At 37.6% G+C, this 19,157-nt stretch carries 21 protein-coding genes; all 21 read left to right on the forward strand.

What is annotated here, in order from left to right; translation table 11 throughout:
- Positions 1-143: 143 nt before the first annotated feature.
- Positions 144-1,118, forward strand: a complete 975-nt coding sequence (locus AC4D4B_RS00350) for a YpdA family putative bacillithiol disulfide reductase (protein ID WP_490994054.1) — start codon at positions 144-146, stop codon at positions 1,116-1,118.
- Positions 1,119-1,160: 42 nt separating this feature from the next.
- Positions 1,161-2,126, forward strand: coding sequence for an asparaginase (locus AC4D4B_RS00355; protein WP_490998864.1), 966 nt, complete (start codon positions 1,161-1,163; stop codon positions 2,124-2,126).
- A gap of 108 nt (positions 2,127-2,234) precedes the next feature.
- A complete protein-coding gene (prsW, locus tag AC4D4B_RS00360; RefSeq protein ID WP_066107516.1) occupies positions 2,235-2,915 on the forward strand; it encodes a glutamic-type intramembrane protease PrsW in 681 nt (226 codons plus the stop codon).
- A gap of 414 nt (positions 2,916-3,329) precedes the next feature.
- Positions 3,330-4,178 carry a spore cortex-lytic enzyme gene (sleB, locus tag AC4D4B_RS00365; protein WP_490994057.1) on the forward strand — a complete coding sequence of 283 codons (849 nt, stop codon included), beginning with the start codon at positions 3,330-3,332 and terminating at the stop codon, positions 4,176-4,178.
- 10 nt (positions 4,179-4,188) lie between these two features.
- Entirely contained in the window at positions 4,189-5,550 is a 1,362-nt protein-coding gene (gene ypeB, locus AC4D4B_RS00370) for a germination protein YpeB (RefSeq protein ID WP_490994058.1), read from the forward strand.
- A 121-nt stretch (positions 5,551-5,671) separates the two neighbouring features.
- A complete protein-coding gene (locus AC4D4B_RS00375) occupies positions 5,672-6,331 on the forward strand; it encodes a flagellar brake protein (protein WP_490998865.1) in 660 nt (219 codons plus the stop codon).
- A gap of 49 nt (positions 6,332-6,380) precedes the next feature.
- The gene (locus AC4D4B_RS00380) at positions 6,381-6,560 is read left to right on the forward strand and encodes a DUF5359 family protein (RefSeq protein WP_490994060.1); all 180 of its coding nucleotides are present in this window, start codon (positions 6,381-6,383) and stop codon (positions 6,558-6,560) included.
- Between the two features lie 128 nt (positions 6,561-6,688).
- Entirely contained in the window at positions 6,689-7,369 is a 681-nt protein-coding gene (gene cmk / locus AC4D4B_RS00385; protein ID WP_490994061.1) for a (d)CMP kinase, read from the forward strand.
- Positions 7,366-7,947, forward strand: coding sequence for a lysophospholipid acyltransferase family protein (locus AC4D4B_RS00390; protein ID WP_066107498.1), 582 nt, complete (start codon positions 7,366-7,368; stop codon positions 7,945-7,947). The genes cmk and AC4D4B_RS00390 overlap by 4 nt, the downstream gene beginning before the upstream one ends.
- Before the next feature lie 142 nt (positions 7,948-8,089).
- Complete coding sequence (gene rpsA / locus AC4D4B_RS00395; RefSeq protein ID WP_490994062.1) at positions 8,090-9,229, forward strand: 30S ribosomal protein S1; 1,140 nt, start codon at positions 8,090-8,092, stop codon at positions 9,227-9,229.
- Positions 9,230-9,592: 363 nt separating this feature from the next.
- The gene (locus AC4D4B_RS00400; protein ID WP_490994063.1) at positions 9,593-10,219 is read left to right on the forward strand and encodes a YphA family membrane protein; all 627 of its coding nucleotides are present in this window, start codon (positions 9,593-9,595) and stop codon (positions 10,217-10,219) included.
- A 283-nt stretch (positions 10,220-10,502) separates the two neighbouring features.
- Positions 10,503-11,813 (forward strand): ribosome biogenesis GTPase Der, encoded by a 1,311-nt coding sequence (der, locus tag AC4D4B_RS00405; RefSeq protein ID WP_066107491.1) that lies wholly within the window; start codon positions 10,503-10,505, stop codon positions 11,811-11,813.
- A 20-nt stretch (positions 11,814-11,833) separates the two neighbouring features.
- Positions 11,834-12,868, forward strand: coding sequence for an NAD(P)H-dependent glycerol-3-phosphate dehydrogenase (locus tag AC4D4B_RS00410; protein ID WP_490998866.1), 1,035 nt, complete (start codon positions 11,834-11,836; stop codon positions 12,866-12,868).
- Between the two features lie 264 nt (positions 12,869-13,132).
- Positions 13,133-13,333, forward strand: coding sequence for a DUF2768 domain-containing protein (locus tag AC4D4B_RS00415; RefSeq protein WP_490994066.1), 201 nt, complete (start codon positions 13,133-13,135; stop codon positions 13,331-13,333).
- Positions 13,326-14,069, forward strand: a complete 744-nt coding sequence (locus AC4D4B_RS00420) for a YphF family lipoprotein (RefSeq protein ID WP_490994067.1) — start codon at positions 13,326-13,328, stop codon at positions 14,067-14,069. Before AC4D4B_RS00415 ends, AC4D4B_RS00420 begins: the two co-directional genes overlap by 8 nt.
- Positions 14,070-14,354: 285 nt before the next feature.
- Positions 14,355-15,833, forward strand: a complete 1,479-nt coding sequence (spoIVA, locus tag AC4D4B_RS00425) for a stage IV sporulation protein A (protein WP_490994068.1) — start codon at positions 14,355-14,357, stop codon at positions 15,831-15,833.
- 394 nt (positions 15,834-16,227) lie between these two features.
- On the forward strand, positions 16,228-16,500 hold the full coding sequence (locus AC4D4B_RS00430) for an HU family DNA-binding protein (RefSeq protein ID WP_049670554.1): 273 nt from the start codon (positions 16,228-16,230) through the stop codon (positions 16,498-16,500).
- A gap of 173 nt (positions 16,501-16,673) precedes the next feature.
- The gene (folE, locus tag AC4D4B_RS00435) at positions 16,674-17,240 is read left to right on the forward strand and encodes a GTP cyclohydrolase I FolE (protein WP_066107479.1); all 567 of its coding nucleotides are present in this window, start codon (positions 16,674-16,676) and stop codon (positions 17,238-17,240) included.
- 32 nt (positions 17,241-17,272) lie between these two features.
- Positions 17,273-17,500 carry a trp RNA-binding attenuation protein MtrB gene (mtrB, locus tag AC4D4B_RS00440; RefSeq protein WP_490994069.1) on the forward strand — a complete coding sequence of 76 codons (228 nt, stop codon included), beginning with the start codon at positions 17,273-17,275 and terminating at the stop codon, positions 17,498-17,500.
- Between the two features lie 126 nt (positions 17,501-17,626).
- Entirely contained in the window at positions 17,627-18,385 is a 759-nt protein-coding gene (locus tag AC4D4B_RS00445) for a heptaprenyl diphosphate synthase component 1 (RefSeq protein ID WP_490994070.1), read from the forward strand.
- A 46-nt stretch (positions 18,386-18,431) separates the two neighbouring features.
- Positions 18,432-19,145: a demethylmenaquinone methyltransferase gene (locus tag AC4D4B_RS00450; RefSeq protein ID WP_490994071.1), complete on the forward strand. Its 714-nt coding sequence runs from the start codon at positions 18,432-18,434 to the stop codon at positions 19,143-19,145.
- The last annotated feature ends 12 nt before the right edge of the window (positions 19,146-19,157 follow it).

A 19,157-nucleotide genomic window follows, 5' to 3' on the forward strand; every position in this document is an offset into this window, starting at 1 on the left:
CTTTTTTGCATGCAGTGGATGAGTTTAGGTCCTAAAAATGTTATTCTAAAAGGGTTATTTAAATATTCTTTGAGAAGTACTAGATACTACATACGAATTACGAATTGGAAATTCCAGTTTACGGTTATTTGGAGGAAAGAAAAATGCAATACGAAGAAGCAATTGTAATTGGCGGCGGACCATGTGGTATGTCAGCTTCCATTAATTTAAAGGAAATTGGTAAAAATCCATTGATTATTGAAAAGGGGAATATTGTTAATTCAATCTATCATTACCCAACACATCAAACCTTTTTCTCAACCAGTGAGAAATTAGAAATTGGGGATGTCGCCTTCATTACTGAAAATCGGAAACCCGTCCGGCTCCAGGCATTAACATACTATAGAGAAGTAGCGAAGAGGAAGAATCTTAGAATAAATACATATGAATGTGTGGAAGTAATAGAAAAGCAAGAGAATGGATTATTTAAAATAAAAACAACCAAAAGTGAATATGAAACACCATATTGTATCATTGCAACGGGCTATTATGATCAACCAAATATGATGAATATACCAGGTGAAAATCTGGATAAAGTATTCCATTATTTCAAAGAAGGACATCCTTTTTACGATATGGATGTGGTTGTAATCGGTGGCAAAAATTCAAGCGTAGATGCTGCGCTGGAGCTTGTTAAAGCGGGAGCGAGGGTAACAGTCATATATCGGGGAGATGTTTATTCAAAAAGCATTAAACCTTGGATTTTGCCCGAGTTTGAATCATATGTCCGCAACGGAATTATAAAAATGGAATTTAATTCAGTTGTAAAAGAGATTAAAGAGCAAACCGTCATTTACGAAAAAGAGGGGCAAACGATCGAAATACAGAATGATTATGTTTTTGCTATGACTGGGTATCATCCGGATTACAGTCTTCTAACCAATGTAGGTGTTGAGATACACAGTGAGACAGGGAAACCGGTGATTAATGAGCAAACAATGGAAACAAACGTAGAGAACCTATTTGTGGCTGGTGTGATTGTGGCCGGAAATAATGCTAATGAAATTTTTATTGAGAATGGAAGATTTCATGGTGGGCAAATAGCAAATGCGGTAAAAGATAAAGAAGGGTTAGAATAGAATAGCATTAAGATTGCTTGACTACTTGTTAAGAGGTGTAATATGAAGAAAATTTCACTAATAACGACTGGTGGAACGATTGCCAGTAAAGAAATCTCTAAAGGACTTCTGAATTCGGGTGCTATGAGTGGTGAGGAATTAGCAGCACTCTGTCAGTTGCCGGAGGGTTTCGATATAAAAATTATAGACTTAATGCAAAAGCCTTCCATGCATATTGGTTTTGAAGATATGGTTTTAATAAAAGAAGCCATTGAAAAGGAATTGGAGGATGAAGGAGTTTGTGGAGTAGTAGTCACTCATGGAACGGATTCGTTAGAGGAAACAGCTTATTTTCTCGATCTAACAACTAAAGATTCCAGACCAATAGTGGTAACTGGCTCACAGCGCTCCCCTCAGGATGTCGGAACCGATGTGTATTCCAATTTAAGGAATTCAATCTATGTAGCCGCAAATCAACATTTAAAGCATAGCGGAGTTTTGGTTGTCTTTAATGAGCGGATTTATTCCGCAAGATACGTGAAAAAAGTCCATGCTTCGAATCTCCAGGGCTTTGAATCATTTGGTTATGGATATCTTGGAATCATCGATAATGATGTAGTCAGCGTCTATCAAAAGCCGATCTATAATGAATCTTACAAAATCGGTCCGGAAATACCGCGCGTTGATATCGTAAAATGCTATACAGGTGCAGATGGGATTATGATTGATGCCGCTGTAAATGCCGGCGCACGTGGAATTGTGCTAGAAGGAGTCGGCCGTGGGCAAGTAACACCTTTAATGGTCAACTCAATCCAATCTGCTTTGGATAACGGGATAACAATTGTTATCAGTACAAGTGCGGAAGAAGGAAAAGTGTATCCTGCCTATGGATACCACGGCAGTGCGCATGACCTGCAAAATAGGGGTGTGATTCTAGGTGAGGATTATGACAGCAAGAAGGCAAGATTGAAATTGGCCATATTATTATCCAATGGTAATGTCGATATCAAGGCCGCTTTTAAGTTGTAGGGTTCGCAATCCGCTAACCATATGAAAGCTATGAGAATTCTTGATTTTCTTTTTTTTTCGTCCGTGTTACGATTAAAGGACGAAAGAGTAAAAAAGAGAGGGTAATCCATGTTAAATATATTAACAGCAGGCGTTGCACCTGGTATAGCCTTGCTAATTTATTTTTACCTGAAAGATCAATATAACACTGAGCCTGTATCAGTTGTATTTAAAGTATTTATCTATGGTGCGTTATTTGTCATACCTGTTATGTTTATTCAATATGTCATCCAGGCAGAAGGGCTTTTTCTTTCTGTTTGGGCTGATGCCTTCTTTGAAAAGGGAATGGTAGAAGAGCTGATTAAGTGGGCTTTATTCCTTTGGTTGATCTATGGCCATGTTGATTTTGATGAACCCTATGATGGAATTGTTTATGGAGTTTCTATTTCTTTGGGGTTTGCAACATTGGAAAATATCCTCTATTTATTTTCGAATGGGCTTGAATATGCATGGGGAAGAGCGATGTTCCCTGTTTCAAGTCATGGACTGTTTGGGGTCATCATGGGCTTTTATTTTGGGAAAGCCAAATTCCAAACCCAGCCCAGGTTAAAGCTGACTTATATGCTGACAGCCTTGTTCATTCCGATTGCCTTGCATGGTTCCTTTAACTATATATTGATGGAGCAGGAAAAATGGTATGTATATTTAATTCCATTTATGTTCTGCCTATGGGGTCTCGGACTTTGGAAAGTAAAAAAGGCCAGGATTTTAACAGAAAAAGCTTTTAAACAGTCATTTGAATCAGTTTAATAAACTGTAAACTGCAGTAAAATAGAAACAAACGTTAATCTAAATCTGCTTTTTTAGGAGTGGGATTTGATTAGGGTTTGTTTTTTTATTTGAATGGATGTTTCTATCTATCTGTGTTGCCTGCGGCTTTAATCCTCTGGAGTAAATAAAGGTAATAAACCATCCTGAAATGCTGCTTATTATGTTAACAGAGAATATGCTTATACCCCATTTCTTCTACGTTCCTAAATGATTATTCTTTATCTCAATTCAACTTTTTTTCCTCTGCAATTAGCTCAAAAAGCTTTTGTATGCAACTCATTTTTTAAATCATCAACCCTCTCGTTTGAAAATGATTTTAATGTTGGACTGAATATTTTATATGTGTTTGCAAAAACTACCCTTACTGTCATTAATTCTACAGGAGGGCATGAAATGAAGGGTTTAGTAAGGAAGTTAGTATCCTTTTCAATAATTGGTTGTTTTTTATTCCTCTCACCTATTTTTGATATCCAGACTGAAGCATTTACTAATCAAGTGATTCAAAGGGGAGCTGTCGGTGATGATGTCATCGAATTACAAGCGCGTCTTCAGAATATAGGCTTTTATCATGGAAAAATTGATGGGGTCTTTGGATGGGGAACATACTGGGCATTACGTAATTTTCAGGAGCAATTCGGGTTACCTATTGATGGGTTAGGTGGAGCAAAGACTAAAAGTAAACTGGTCAGCGCCTCTAATTACAACGCTTCTTGGGTGAAAAAACAAATTAATTCAGGAAATGAATTCACCTATTATCAGGGGACTCCAATTGAGCATCAAGTCAAACCAAAAGCATCAGCGAATAAAACGACAAAATCAACAAATACGGCTAAAAAGAACACATCCACAAAGACGACCGGTACAGCTGCGAATATACCGGCTGGATTTTCGGAAAGTGATATTAAGTTAATGGCGAATGCAGTTCATGGAGAAGCGAGAGGTGAACCATACGAGGGTCAGGTAGCAGTTGCTGCGGTTATTTTAAATAGGGTCCAAAGTTCATCGTTTCCAAATACAGTTTCAGGGGTTATATTTCAGTCGGGAGCATTTACTGCAGTAGCTGACGGACAAATCTGGCTTGAACCTAATGAGAGTTCAAGAAACGCTGTTATAGATGCTATCAACGGTTGGGATCCGACCGGTGAAGCTGAATATTATTTTAACCCGGAAACTGCGACAAGTTCATGGATATGGAGTCGTCCGCAAATAAAAAAAATCGGCAAGCATATATTCTGCAACTGAGGTGAATGTAATGATAAGAAATATCGTGATTGCTGTGTTGTTAATCGGTTTAGTTGGAACAGCGTACTGGGCATATCAGGATCATCAAGAGAAAATAGCTATCATGAATCAAACCGAGAATAATTATCAGCGTGCCTTTAATGATCTGAACTATCAAATTGATGTGTTAAATGATAAAATCGGGACGACATTGGCTATGAATACAAATGATTCCCTATCTCCAGCATTGGCTGAGGTTTGGAGATTAACAAGTGAAGCGCATAACAACGTTGGTCATTTGCCCTTAACGTTAATGCCATTTCATGAAACAGAGAAATTTTTAACAAATATCGGTGATTTCGCCTATAAGACATCTGTGCGAGATTTAGATAAAAGTCCGCTATCTGCTGAGGAATATAATACGTTAAAAGCTCTGTATAGTGACGCAACGGATATAAGGGATGAATTGAGGAGTGTTCAAAGGAAAATCAGCGATAATGACTTACGTTGGATGGATGTCGAAACAGCCTTGGCGGATACGAATCGGGACAGCCAAAGAGACAACCAAGTAATTGATGGACTTAAAACGATCGATAAAAATGTTAAGTCAATTGGACAAAAAAGTGAATATGGCCCTACATTTACATCTACAGAGGAAAAAAACATAGATTATAAAAATTTGTCCGGGAGAGAAATAACCCGTAAGGAAGCAATTGAACTGGCAAAAAAATATACGGGTGTCTCTAATGCTAAAACAGTCAGTGTAACCGAAAACAAGGATGGCTCAAAATACGAGTTCTATCATGTGAATTTAAAGAGTGCTTCTACAGGTCATACGATAGGAATTGATTTGACAAAAAAAGGTGGACATCCCATCTATATCATTAATGATCGTCAGGTATCAGATACTAAGATCGGGTTAAACGATGGATATAAGAAAGCACAGCAATATCTGAACAACATGGGCTATCAGAATATGGAGTTATTTGAAAGTACTCAATATAATAATGTTGGTGTTTATACATTTGTAACGGTTAAAGATCAAGTGAGAATCTATCCGGAAGCAATCCGTATCAAGGTAGCACTAGATAATGGAGATATCATCGGACTGGGAGCAGATGATTATCTTCAAAATCATGATATGGAAAGAAAAGTTAATAAACCGGCAATCACTGAAAAAGAAGCTGAAAGTGAAATTAGTGGTAAAGTGAAGATTATGGAGAAAAGATTGGCCGTTATCACAAATAATTTATATGAAGACGTACTTTGTTATGAATTTATGGGAACGGTAGGCGATGATACCTACCGAATCTTCATTAATGCTGAAAACGGACATGAAGAAAAAGTAGAAATCATGCATGAAGCAAGGAAAGTGTATGATAATGTCTCATAAAAAATAAACTAAGGAAAAGGCTGAAAACAGCCTTTTCCTTTTTTGTATTCTCTGTCATAATAGTACATAAGTCCTTGTTTTGGAATATTCTTACACATGTCGGAGGGGAAATGGTTTAACTATGTTAACAATCGGAATGACCATCATACTGGAGAAGAACCAATTAGATCAGCCTGAAACATATAGATGCAAGTTAATGGATGTTAGAGATGGAATTCTTTATATTGATTATCCAGTTAATATACATACGAATAGAATAGATTACTTAATAAATGGAACGAATTTTAGGGGTACATTTGTTGGGAATGATCAAAATACGTATCTGTTTAACACGGAAATCCAGGGAAGAGTAAGAGAAAATATTCCTTTGCTCCTTTTAGATTATCCGGGCGATGAATATCTGGAAAAAATTCAGCGAAGAGAATATGTACGTGTCAGCTTGTCCACAAAAGTAAATGTACAACCCATTAATAATGAATTTATCCCTTTTACTGCACTAACAACGGATATTAGTGCAGGAGGGGCAGCAATCATTGTTCCGCAAAATTTAAAGATTGATACTCATACTAATCTAACGCTGCAGTTTACATTTGAGATGAGAAATAGAGAAGTGTATGAATTACCCATTCAGGTACAAGTAAAAAGAATTGTCGAAGTCTTGAATAATAGAAAAAAAGTATCTGTCGAATTTATCGAAATCTCTGAAGCAGAACGGCAAATTCTGCTGCGTTATTGCTTTGAAAGACAATTGGAGGAAAGAAACAGGGCTTTTGCAGATTAAATACATATCAGTATGGGCAAACTCATAAGTAAGAGGAGGATTGTTCCATATGAATTCGGTAGAGCGATTTATCAAGAAAATGGCCATCATTCAACTTTTATTTTTATTATTTTTTCAGCTTATTTTTCATCGTGAACATACCTTTACTAAATGGAAAACGCTTGCAAGATATGAAGGTGTCATCGAAAACAATTATACAGCTATTGTGGAGGCAATTTCCAATAAATGAATATTTAGGTTTTCTAAAGACAAAGTAAAGTGCTTTGTCTCATTTTTTTACATTCATATTGATTTATATCCTGTAAAGCTGTGTTAAAATAGTCATGATTAATTTTTGTGTACAACAAGGAGGAACAAATGAATAAGAAATTATCGATTGCTATTGATGGTCCTGCTGCTGCAGGTAAAAGCACAGTAGCGAAAATTATTGCTAGAAGGTTAACATACATATATATTGATACCGGTGCAATGTACAGAGCTCTAACTTATAAGGCATTAAACAATGGAATAGATCCGAATAACGAGGCAGCTCTTTATGATCTGTTAATGTCTACGGATATAAAATTGCAGAATAGTGATCAAGGCCAGGATGTACTGGTGGATGGAGTTATTGTATCTGAAGAGATAAGAACGCCGAATGTAACTAAAAATGTTTCCGCCGTTTCTCAGCATAAATTGGTACGTGAAGAAATGGTTCGACGACAACAGCTTCTGTCAGAACAAGGTGGCGTTGTAATGGATGGAAGAGATATTGGTACCCACGTTATGCCAAATGCTGAAGTCAAAATCTTTATGCTCGCAAGTGTAGATGAGCGTGCCAAAAGAAGACATGAGGAAAATATCTTAAAAGGGTTTGACTCTGATATTGAGCAATTAAAACAAGACATTGCGGCCCGTGATAAATTTGATTCAGAAAGAGAAGTATCTCCTTTGAAAAAAGCAGCAGATGCAATTGAACTTGATACAACGAGTCTTTCAATTGATGAAGTGGTGGATGCTATTATGAAAATAGCGAAAGAGAAAGGAGTATATGGATGAGCTTTTATAGATTTGCCAGGGGCGTAGTAAAGATTGCTCTAACTCCATTATACCGTGTTTCAGTTTCAGGAAGGGAACATTTTCCTGAAACAGGCGGTGTTTTGTTATGCTCCAATCATATCAGTGAATTGGACCCGCCTGTAGTAGGAATGACATGCCCGCGGGATGTTCACTTTATAGCTAAAGAAGAGCTGTTTAATGTACCTGTTCTTAAAACCATTTTACCGCGCGTTCATGCCATTCCCATTAAAAGAGGCATGAGTGACCGGAATGCCCTGCGAAAGGGGTTGGGGGCTTTAAAGGATGGACATGTCTTAGGTCTGTTCCCTGAAGGAACTCGCAGTAAGACAGGAGAATTGGGAGAGGGTCTTGCGGGTGCAGGCTTTTTTGCGTTGAGAACAGACGCCAAAGTTATTCCTTGTGCCGTGATTGGTTCCTATAAACCTTTTTCTAAAACTAAAGTCATATATGGTCCTCCAATTGACATGGAAGAATATCGTAGTCAAAAAGCCTCTCCTGAAGAAGTGACCAAAGTAATAATGGCTCATATAAAGCAATTAATTGATCAGAACCGTTAAACATCCAGCTTGACAAATAGTACAAATTATAAGAAGTTAGAAAAAAGGGATTATTTAGAATATTGTTTAATACTGACGGATTAGTGGTATTAAATATAAAATTGAAAGGTAATTGAACCCGTGATCGTTAGGAGGAGTACATATGACAGAGGATATGAATAATATTAATGTAACCGAGTTTAATGTAGGCCAAAGAGTGCATGGGACTGTAACGAAAGTTGAAGAAAAACAAGTCGTCATTGAAGTGGAAAATAGTAAGCATGATGGCATTGTCCCTATCAGTGAGCTCTCCAGTCTGCACGTTGAAAAAGCTTCAGATGTGGTGAAGGAAGGGGACGAGCTTGAGTTTGAGATTATCAAAGTCGAAGATGAAGCTCTGATTCTATCGAAAAGAAAAGTAGATGCAGAAAAAGCGTGGGGAGACCTGGTTGTTTCGTTTGAAAATGGTGAAATTATTGAAACAGAGGTTAAAGACGTTGTAAAAGGCGGTCTAGTTGTTGACCTTGGAGTACGTGGATTTGTACCTGCTTCGCTTGTCGAAGATTATTTCGTTGAAGATTTCTCTGACTACAAAGGGAAAGAGTTGGCGTTTAAGATTGTAGAGCTGGACCAAGAAAAAAACCGCTTAATCCTTTCTCACAGAGATGTTGTGCGTGAGGAGAAAGAAAAGAAAAAAATTGGAGTTCTGGAATCTTTACAGGCTGGCCAAGTCCTAGAAGGAACGGTTCAGCGATTAACTGATTTCGGCGCATTTGTTGATATCGGAGGTATTGACGGCTTGGTTCATGTATCACAGCTTTCTCATGAACATGTGGACAGACCTTCAGATGTAGTCTCAGAGGGAGAAACCGTCCAAGTCAAGATTTTATCTATTGACCGTGATACCGAAAGAGTTTCTTTATCCATAAAAGAGACCTTGCCTGGACCTTGGTCAGAAATTGCGGATAAAGCAAAAAAAGGCAGTGTTTTGGAAGGCACCGTTAAACGCCTTGTATCCTATGGTGCTTTTGTCGAAGTATTCCCGGGTGTAGAAGGCTTGGTGCATATTTCTCAAATTTCTCATAAACACATCGGCACTCCTCATGAGGTTTTATCTGAGGGAGATGTTATTAAAGTGAAAGTGCTTGACGTGAATGAGGATGAGCACAGATTATCTCTAAGTATTAAAGAATTGCAGGAAAATCCAGCCGCTGAAGCGGATAACTATGAACTTCCTGAAGAAACAAGAGGCTTCCAATTAGGTGAAATGATTGGAGAGCAGCTAAAGAATTTAAAAAGATAAAGTAATGTGGTAGGCGCCCTTACGCGGCTTGCATGCTTTGAATTCAATAATAAGTAAAGAACAGCCCTTCTCAGATATAGAGAAGGGCTGTTTCTATGTATAAACAAATGAATCGAATAAAGTAAAAAAAATCAGTTTTCTCGATCACGAATTCAATAGAGGACCAGAATGGTGTCGCTAAAAAATCTGTAATGTAGTACATCTGTTTATGGAAGGGGTATATCCTGATTTTAATGAAAAGAATCTAACAGCCCAGCTTGTTCTTTAATTGTTTACCGATAGTGTGTCAAATAAATCAATTTCCTATTACATTTGAAATGTTTAAAAAAATTGAAAGTTGGCATACTGCTAAGGGAGGTTTTTATGCACGAAGGTTATTTATTTTTCAGTTTAATGTGGCTTGGCTGTTGGTATTTTATTTTTATATCAGATGAATCCGTTAAGATAAGATGGAGAGGAATGATTAGACTATTGGCAGGGATTTGCTTTGCCGGTTTATCGATCCATATATTTGGTATACATGTAAACCTGTTTTTTATTGCAGCCCTACTTTGGTCTTTTTATCAATGGAGAAATTGGACGAATAAAGAATTAATTAGAGTGACAGTCGCTATTTTTTGTATTACTATTGCCTTCATATGTATTAGAATTTATTCAGTTCTATATCCAGTATGGTTTATTGTAAACTGGATTTATATAGCGGCCTCTTTGCTGGTTGTACTGAGTATCATCTTTTTGGATCCAACTAAAAGGGTCAGTATATTAAGTGTAGCGATTATACTTGGCGAAGCAGTTTATTCAGGGATTTTATATGTTTACGGGTTTCCAGTCAAAGAGATAGGGTCGTTTGAATCCTTGGACCTATTGTTACTGGCGATAACCATTACTGTAGTTTTAAATAAAGCGAATAATCTATGGACAAAAAGAATGCCAGGGCGAAGTGTTTATCATCAGCAGCATATAGGATTTAAAGGCAAGGGCATCAGATAAAAACCTATTGGGTAGATTTCATGAAAAGTATTTTAGTTTCCTTATTACCAAGGATGGTGGAAGGGGAAAATCCAATGGCGTTTAAATTTTACTCCAAAAATCGTAAGGAAATATAGCAGAAGAGTTGTTACTTTGCAAAACGTTTGCTATCATAATATAGTTAGACCCTTCTTTATGATTAAGAAGGGTTCTTTTTTCATAAAATATAAAAACATTAAACATGCTAACAATTCAGTGAAAATAAACAGGAATTTAGCTAGGATAGTTGAAAGGATGAACGACCATGCCAAAACCAGTTGTAGCCATAGTAGGCAGGCCGAATGTAGGGAAATCTACAATATTCAATCGGATTGTAGGAGAAAGAATATCAATTGTAGAAGACGTAGCCGGAGTAACCAGAGACAGGATTTATAGTTCTGGGGAATGGTTAAACCATGAATTCAATATTATTGATACAGGTGGTATTGATATAGGGGATGAACCATTTTTAGAACAGATTCGTCAACAGGCAGAGATTGCTATTGATGAAGCGGATGTCATTATTTTTATGACGAGTGGCAGAGAGGGATTGACTTCTGCTGATGAAGAAGTGGCAAAAATCCTCTATCGTTCAAAGAAACCGGTAGTCGTTGCTGTAAATAAAGTGGATAACTTTGAGATGCGCGATCAGATTTATGATTTCTATGCATTGGGCTTTGGTGAACCAATAGGGATTTCTGGCTCTCACGGAATAGGAATTGGGGATTTACTGGATGCGGTTGTACAAAGTTTCCCTGATCATCAGGCACCTGATTATGACGAAGATGTGATTAAGTTCAGCTTGATTGGAAGACCGAATGTAGGAAAATCCTCCTTGGTTAATGCGATTTTGGGTGAAGAGCGTGTTATTGTAAGTAATATCGCAGGAACTACAAGAGATGCGGTCGATTCTCCGTACAAATATAATGGCGATGATTATGTCATTATTGATACCGCTGGAATGAGGAAAAAAGGTAAGGTATATGAAAGTACTGAAAAGTACAGTGTTTTACGTGCATTACGAGCTATTGAACGTTCAGACGTTGTCCTAGTGGTCCTCGACGGGGAAGAAGGCATTATTGAACAGGATAAAAAGATTGCTGGGTATGCCCATCAAGCAGGACGAGCTATCGTTATTGTAGTGAATAAATGGGATGCAGTTGAAAAAGATGATAAAACGATGAAGAAGTTTGAAGAGAAAATCAGAGCTGAATTCCAGTTCCTTGACTATGCTCCAATTGTGTTCTTATCTGCTAAAACGAAAGCGCGTATTCATACTTTGCTTCCAATGATTAATTTGGCAAGTGAAAACCATGCACAGCGTATCCAAACGAATGTCCTGAATGATGTTATAATGGATGCAGTAGCAATGAATCCAACGCCAACCCATCATGGTAAAAGGTTAAAAATATATTATGCTACACAAGTAGCCGTCAAGCCGCCATCCTTTGTTGTATTTGTAAATGATCCAGAATTAATGCACTTCTCCTATGAACGCTTCCTGGAGAATAAAATTAGAGATGCATTTGGATTTGAAGGAACGCCTATAAAAATCTTTTCTCGATTACGTAAATAATTTTTTGAGGAGTGGAATCTATGCAACAATCAGTCACCATTTTGGGAGCAGGTTCGTGGGGAACTGCACTGGGGATCGTCCTTGCAGATAACGGACATGCGGTAAAAATCTGGGGGCATGAGTTAGAACATGTCAATGAGATAAATCGTGAACAGGCAAATATACGTTATTTACCTGATGTCAAGCTCCCTTCCGCTATTAAGGCATACTATGATTTGGAAGAGGCATTGTCTGGCTCAGAGGTTATTGTTTTTGCTGTACCGACTAAAGCAATTCGTGAAGTGGCCCGCAAGGTTAAAGCGATTGTCCAGGATAAAGTGACAATCGTCCATGTAAGTAAAGGGATCGAGCCAGATAGCTTGCTGCGTATATCTGAGATGCTAGAAGAAGAAATTTCGGATATAGCACAAGATATTATTGTTCTCTCCGGCCCAAGCCATGCTGAAGAGGTAAGCAGAAGGATTCCTACAACGGTTACAGTTGCTTCTAAAAATATGAAAGCAGCAGAGCGTATTCAGGATTTATTTATGAACCAAAATTTCCGTGTTTACACGAACCAAGACTTAGTTGGAGTGGAAATTGGCGGTGCCTTGAAAAACATTATTGCCTTGGCAGCTGGGATTACGGATGGACTTGGATATGGAGATAATGCCAAAGCTGCGTTGATGACTCGCGGTCTTGCAGAAATCACTCGTCTGGGTGTGAAGATGGGAGCAAACCCATTAACATTCCTTGGATTAACAGGTATTGGTGACCTTATTGTAACATGTACAAGCGTCCATTCCAGAAACTGGCGTGCCGGTAATATGCTTGGAAAAGGAAAGAATCTTGAAGAGGTTCTTGAAAGTATGGGAATGGTTGTTGAAGGCGTGAGAACAACGAAGGCAGCATATCAGTTGTCGGAGAAATACCAAGTGAAGATGCCAATTACGACTGCCTTGTACGATGTCCTGTTTAATGACAAGGATATTAAGACAGAAGTAGATGATCTTATGACTAGAAGCAAGAAGCATGAAATGGAAGATTTGATGGATAGCATGATTAATAATCATTAATCAGATGATTTTGTCAAAAAATAGGCATTTGTTACTTGCTGAGATGTTCATTTAAACATAGTATATTTTATAAAAGACTGAGCCAGCATAAACTTAGTCTAAGTCTATATATTTAGTCCAGGACGGAAGTTTGGGTATAAAAAACCCGAGCTTCCGTTTTTGTTTTCTTTTAGGTATATTTTGGGTTATAATAGCAAAGGTTGAAATAATATTATTCTTTTTAAAAATATGGTAAAAGAATTGATGAAAAAGGGGTGCCGAATATTGAGCTTAGCAATGCAAAAAATGTGGGTTTCGATTGCTGGGATGGGCTTAATGGCAATCGCAGTGCTGGCTATATATTTAAGCAGATATAAATTAAAGGGTATATTAAAATATCTTTTAGCCACGATTGCCTATGTATCTATGTTTATAGCAGCCATTATTATGGTTATTATTATTGTGAGTGGTCCTACAAATGGATAAAGCGTTGAATAAGAAACTACATAAACTATCTGGCGTAACATTCTTGCTGTGTACGATTCTTTTTCTATCCGGGTGTTTGTATCCACAGGGGAATTTACAGCAAAACCAAGTACCCTATGAAGATCAGGTCGAATCCGTTCAGAAAGCTGTTATGGAATATAGAAAAGATAATGGCGGCAGCCTGTTGCCGATTGTGACAAAGGATCAAGATACACCTTATTATATGAAATACATAATTGATTTTCAGAAATTGGTTCCTAAATATATGTCTGAAATACCTGGAAATGCCTATGAAAATGGAGGGATTTTTCAATATACACTTGTTAATGAAGAAACCAATCCAACTGTCAGGCTGATTGATTTACGATTAGCCGAGACAATACGCGATACCAAGCTGCAAATACAATCACAGGGCTATCCTGCGTTTGGAGAAAAAATTGGTTCCAATGTCTATACGCTGAACTATAAAAATATGGGATTTGACAAGGAACCTACTGTGAAAAGTCCCTTCACAGGTAAATCGTTACACCTTGTTTTAGGCGAAGATGGCGAATTGTATATTGACTATACTCCGGATTTATATGATTTACTTATTGATCGCTCTGCGGGATTTAAAAAGGGTGAAGATATAAGAGCGGAGTTAGTGAAAGAAAGCCTCTTTGTACCTGCCTATTCATTACCTTATACATGGGATCAAACAGCAAATAAACCTGTCTTTATGGCAATTGAGGAATAACCTTTCTTTTACAAAATATATTGTAAAAGAAAGGTTTTTTTTATTCCAGATTGTATTTTTTATTTTGACATCTCCTGAATAATTCGGTGCTTTATCATGATACTCCGAATAATTGGTTCATTTTCAATCGAAAATAGCAGTCGGCTGTTTACATAAAAGGAGAGGAGAGAAAAAACTAGTCATAAGTTTAATAGGCTTTAGCATAAATATATAGTGTCCAAGTTTATAAGACTATCAATAATTACGTATATGTACTCATATATGGAGGAATCGGGAGGGGATCTCTTGGAAAGGGTCGATATATTTAAGGATATAGCCGAGAGAACCGGCGGCGATATATATTTAGGAGTAGTTGGAGCCGTTCGGACGGGTAAATCTACATTTATTAAGAAATTTATGGAGTTGGTTGTACTTCCTGGTATGAAAAGTGAAGCTGAAAAAGCACGTACGATTGATGAATTACCTCAAAGTGCAGCAGGAAGAACGATCATGACTACGGAACCTAAATTTGTGCCGAACCAGGCAGCGCAGGTTCAGGTAGACGAAGGGTTAGAGGTCAATATTCGTATGGTTGACTGTGTAGGATATACCGTTCCTGGTGCGAAAGGATATGAGGATGAGAATGGGCCTAGGATGATTCATACACCTTGGTATGAAGAACCAATACCGTTTCATGAAGCAGCTGAAATTGGCACACGTAAGGTTATTCAGGATCATTCTACTATTGGTGTTGTAGTGACGACAGATGGATCAATAGGTGAGATACCAAGGTTAGACTATGTAGAAGCTGAGGAAAGAGTCGTAGAAGAGCTAAAAGAAGTTGGAAAGCCTTTTATCATGATTATCAATACAGTAAGCCCTTATCACCCAGATACAGAGGTTCTGCGTTCTAAGCTTCAGGAAAAATATGATATCCCAGTGCTTGCTATAAGTGTAGAGAGTATGCGGGAAGGGGATGTGTTAAATGTACTGCGGGAAGCATTGTTTGAATTCCCTGTTCTCGAAGTGAACGTGAATCTGCCTAGATGGGTTATGGTGCTTAATGAAAATCATTGGCTGAGGGTCAGCTATCAGGATGCAATAAGAGAGACGGTTCAGGATATTAAGAGGCTTAGAGATGTTGACAGGCTCGTCCATCTTTTTGAAGAGTATGACTTTGTTGGTCATGCTTCATTAGCTGGGATTGAAATGGGGCAGGGAGTAGCCGAAATTGACTTATCAGCACCAGATGAACTGTATGATTTGGTTCTTAAAGAGATTGTGGGTGTTGAAATACGAGGAAAGGATCATTTGCTTGAATTAATGCAGGATTTTGCTTACGCGAAAGCGGAATATGACCAGGTCGCGGATGCCCTTAAAATGGTTAAACAGACTGGTTATGGTGTAGCTTCTCCTTCTCTGGCGGATATGAGTCTGGATGAACCGGAAATTATCAGACAGGGATCCAGATTTGGAGTTAGGCTGAAAGCTGTGGCACCATCCATTCATATGATAAAAGTAGATGTTGAATCAGAATTTGCCCCAATAATCGGAACAGAAAAGCAAAGTGAAGAATTGGTGCGTTATTTAATGGCGGATTTTGAAGATAATCCTCTAAGCATCTGGAATTCAGATATTTTTGGCCGCAGTTTATCTACGGTGGTTCGTGAGGGAATCCAGGCTAAATTAAGTTTGATGCCGGAAAATGCACGATATAAATTAAAGGAAACTCTTGAGAGGATCATTAATGAAGGATCTGGCGGATTGATTGCCATTATTCTTTAACAGATACAGAGGGTTTTACGGTCCGTTCTGGATTCGTAATCCTCTGTATTTTTTTGCAAAAAACAAGTATTTTTATAAATGCTTTAACTTTCAAAATACCTCAAATAAGAAGATATGGCAATAAAAATAGAAAAATAACCTACATTATTCGAATAAATGCCTGTAAATTCGCCAATTTACTTGATATGGTCTATGGATTATGATAATCTTTTATCAGAAATCAAGTTCAAAGCAAAAACCCTTATATATCAATGTTTATCAATGGTTTTTTATGTTAAAAATGATTAATGACAAAATATTTCAAGTTTTTGTTTTGACTGATTGAAAATATTTCATTACAACTTAAAAAGTATTGAAGTAGAATGGAAGCATACTTTGGGAGGAGGTGAATGGAATGAACAAAACAGAATTAATCAACGCTGTTGCTGAAGCTAGCGAGCTTTCTAAAAAAGACGCAACTAAAGCAGTAGACGCAGTGTTCGAATCCATTTTAGAAGCTCTTAAAAATGGAGATAAAGTACAATTGATTGGTTTCGGTAACTTTGAAGTTCGTGAGCGTGCTGCTCGTAAAGGACGTAACCCACAAACTGGTGAAGAAATCGAAATCAGTGCCAGCAAAGTACCTGCATTCAAACCAGGGAAAGCACTTAAAGACGCTGTTAAGTAATTTTTACATACGATTTTACTTGAATAAGCGCTATACGCGATTAGAGTCATTACCAATTTCTTTGGTAATGACTCTTTTTTTATTATGAAGTCCATAATATATGGCTCTAAGAATAAAATGTGCTACTATGTAAATAGTTGAAATTAGGTATAGCAATGGGAGGAAGACATAAAATGAGTGAAATCAATCGCGGTAAAATAGAAGAAGCAGTGACAATGATTCTGGAGGCTCTTGGGGAAGATCCAACAAGGGAAGGGCTCCTGGACACACCAAAACGTGTAGCAAAAATGTATGAAGAGGTATTTTCCGGATTGAGACAGGATCCCAAAGAATATTTTGAAACAGTATTCGGTGAAGATCATGAAGAACTAGTCCTTGTTAAGGATATTCCTTTTTATTCTATGTGTGAGCATCATCTCGTACCATTCTTTGGAGTGGCACATGTGGCCTATATACCCAAAGGCGGACGTGTTACAGGTTTGAGCAAATTAGCCAGAGCCGTCGAAGCGGTGAGCAGAAGACCACAATTACAGGAACGGATTACATCAACTGTTGCAGATTCTATAATGGACACGCTTGCTCCTCATGGAGTGATGGTCGTTGTTGAAGCTGAGCATATGTGCATGACTATGAGAGGTGTTAAAAAACCTGGATCAAAGACAATCACTTCCGCAGTAAGAGGAACATTGGCGACAGACTCAATCTCCCGTCAGGAAGTATTAAGCTTAATTAATAAATAATCATTAGATAAAAGTTGAAAAGGAGTTAGAGAATGGAGAACCTTCAATCAAATGATTTTATAGTCATAAAAGCATTGGAAGATGGGGTAAGTGTCATTGGATTAACCAGAGGTGAGGACACTAAATTTCATCATTCAGAAAAGCTAGATAAAGGTGAAGTGTTATTTGTTCAATTTACAGAACACACATCAGCTATGAAAATCAGAGGAAAAGCGGTTATGTATACGCCATATGGTGAAATAGAAAGTGAGAAAGAATAACCGATTATCTATTCTCTCCTTTTAAACTATTCGACAGCGATTTAAAAGGATAGTAAGATAAATACGATGAATACGTAATGTGCCGACTTGGTACGGAATCAGAAGTGGAAGCATGGGTGATTACCATTGGATAGCATCAATAATGAAGTCATACAACTTAATAATGAAATAAAGAAACTTATCCATCATTCTTTACTATTAGATTATATTGATCGGCCAGTCATAAATGATGATATGATAGCTGTTATGGTTAAAATTCTGCGTGATGCCAAAGTGGATCAAACGTATATGCCATATTACATAGTGTCTGTCATGCTAATGCAAATTGCCTTGGATACCCATGAGGAAGTTTCAAATACAGAGGAATCCGAAAGTCCGGCTAAATTAAGGAAACGGCAGTTATCGATTTTGGCTGGAGATTATTATAGCAGTATGTATTATCATATATTGGCGAAAACAAAAGATATCGAGTTTATTAATCTCATATCCAGGGGAGTTCAGGAAGTAAATGAGGCTAAGGTACGCTTATATATGGATAAGGATGCTGATATAGATACATTAGTAATGTATCTTAAACAGATTGAAACCATACTGGTCGAGAAAACAGCTGAGTACTTTAACGTAACTGAACAAAAGGATTTGTTTATAGACTTTCTGTTATGGAAGAGATTGATGGCAGAATTGGACAGGTATCAAAATAACCGTAACTCCAAATTTATTCATGCCTTACAATCCATACATAGTGTATATGATGAAAATGTTGATAAAATATCAGATTTACTTAAGAGGGAAATTACCAAAGTAAGTGATAGATTAAGATTATCCATGTTGCAGGACAATAGTAGGGATGAAATGGTTTTACGGATTGAGACAAGTATAAGGTAATCTCGAAAAACATCTAAAAAGACGATGTGGGGAAAGGGAATTCATAATGAAACAACAAACAAAAGAGGAACGTGTACACGGTGTCTTTGAAAAGATTTCTGATAATTATGATTCTATGAATTCAGTAATCAGTTTCCAGTTACATAAGCGTTGGCGTGCCGATACGATGAAAAAAATGGCTGTTAAACAGGGAGATCAGGCGCTGGATGTATGCTGCGGCACAGCTGATTGGACGATAGCGCTGGCCAGACAGGTTGGAGACTCTGGTAAGGTAACTGGTTTGGACTTCAGTAAAAATATGCTCAAGATTGGTGAACAAAAGGTTAAAGAGGAGCAGTTACATAATGTGGAGCTGCTTCATGGGAATGCAATGGAGCTACCCTTTGAAGATAATACGTTCGACTATGTCACAATTGGGTTTGGCCTTCGTAATGTCCCTGACTATTTAACTGTATTAAAAGAAATGAACCGTGTCTTGAAGCCGGGTGGTATGGCTGTTTGTTTAGATACTTCTCAGCCGACATTACCGGTTTATAGACAGCTTTATTATTTTTATTTTAAGTATATTATGCCTCTATTGGGTAAATTATTGGCTAAGAGTTACAAGGAGTATTCCTGGCTGCAGGAATCTGCATCTGATTTTCCGGGTGCACCGGCATTGAAAAGACTCTTTGAAGAAGCCGGTTTTGTGAAGGTTAAATATAAACCTTATTCCGGTGGTGCAGCTGCGTCTCATTTTGGATTCAAACAATCAAAGTAAAGGGCGCATATT

This window comes from Pradoshia sp. Z6_59, from assembly GCF_058267515.1.

Coding starts and splice junctions, on each gene's coding strand:
- AC4D4B_RS00350 (WP_490994054.1), top strand. CDS start 144: ATGCAATACGAAGAAGCAATTGTAATTGGCGGCGGACCATGTGGTATG.
- AC4D4B_RS00355 (WP_490998864.1), top strand. CDS start 1,161: ATGAAGAAAATTTCACTAATAACGACTGGTGGAACGATTGCCAGTAAA.
- prsW (WP_066107516.1), top strand. CDS start 2,235: ATGTTAAATATATTAACAGCAGGCGTTGCACCTGGTATAGCCTTGCTA.
- sleB (WP_490994057.1), top strand. CDS start 3,330: ATGAAGGGTTTAGTAAGGAAGTTAGTATCCTTTTCAATAATTGGTTGT.
- ypeB (WP_490994058.1), top strand. CDS start 4,189: ATGATAAGAAATATCGTGATTGCTGTGTTGTTAATCGGTTTAGTTGGA.
- AC4D4B_RS00375 (WP_490998865.1), top strand. CDS start 5,672: ATGTTAACAATCGGAATGACCATCATACTGGAGAAGAACCAATTAGAT.
- AC4D4B_RS00380 (WP_490994060.1), top strand. CDS start 6,381: ATGAATTCGGTAGAGCGATTTATCAAGAAAATGGCCATCATTCAACTT.
- cmk (WP_490994061.1), top strand. CDS start 6,689: ATGAATAAGAAATTATCGATTGCTATTGATGGTCCTGCTGCTGCAGGT.
- AC4D4B_RS00390 (WP_066107498.1), top strand. CDS start 7,366: ATGAGCTTTTATAGATTTGCCAGGGGCGTAGTAAAGATTGCTCTAACT.
- rpsA (WP_490994062.1), top strand. CDS start 8,090: ATGACAGAGGATATGAATAATATTAATGTAACCGAGTTTAATGTAGGC.
- AC4D4B_RS00400 (WP_490994063.1), top strand. CDS start 9,593: ATGCACGAAGGTTATTTATTTTTCAGTTTAATGTGGCTTGGCTGTTGG.
- der (WP_066107491.1), top strand. CDS start 10,503: ATGCCAAAACCAGTTGTAGCCATAGTAGGCAGGCCGAATGTAGGGAAA.
- AC4D4B_RS00410 (WP_490998866.1), top strand. CDS start 11,834: ATGCAACAATCAGTCACCATTTTGGGAGCAGGTTCGTGGGGAACTGCA.
- AC4D4B_RS00420 (WP_490994067.1), top strand. CDS start 13,326: ATGGATAAAGCGTTGAATAAGAAACTACATAAACTATCTGGCGTAACA.
- AC4D4B_RS00430 (WP_049670554.1), top strand. CDS start 16,228: ATGAACAAAACAGAATTAATCAACGCTGTTGCTGAAGCTAGCGAGCTT.
- folE (WP_066107479.1), top strand. CDS start 16,674: ATGAGTGAAATCAATCGCGGTAAAATAGAAGAAGCAGTGACAATGATT.
- mtrB (WP_490994069.1), top strand. CDS start 17,273: ATGGAGAACCTTCAATCAAATGATTTTATAGTCATAAAAGCATTGGAA.
- AC4D4B_RS00450 (WP_490994071.1), top strand. CDS start 18,432: ATGAAACAACAAACAAAAGAGGAACGTGTACACGGTGTCTTTGAAAAG.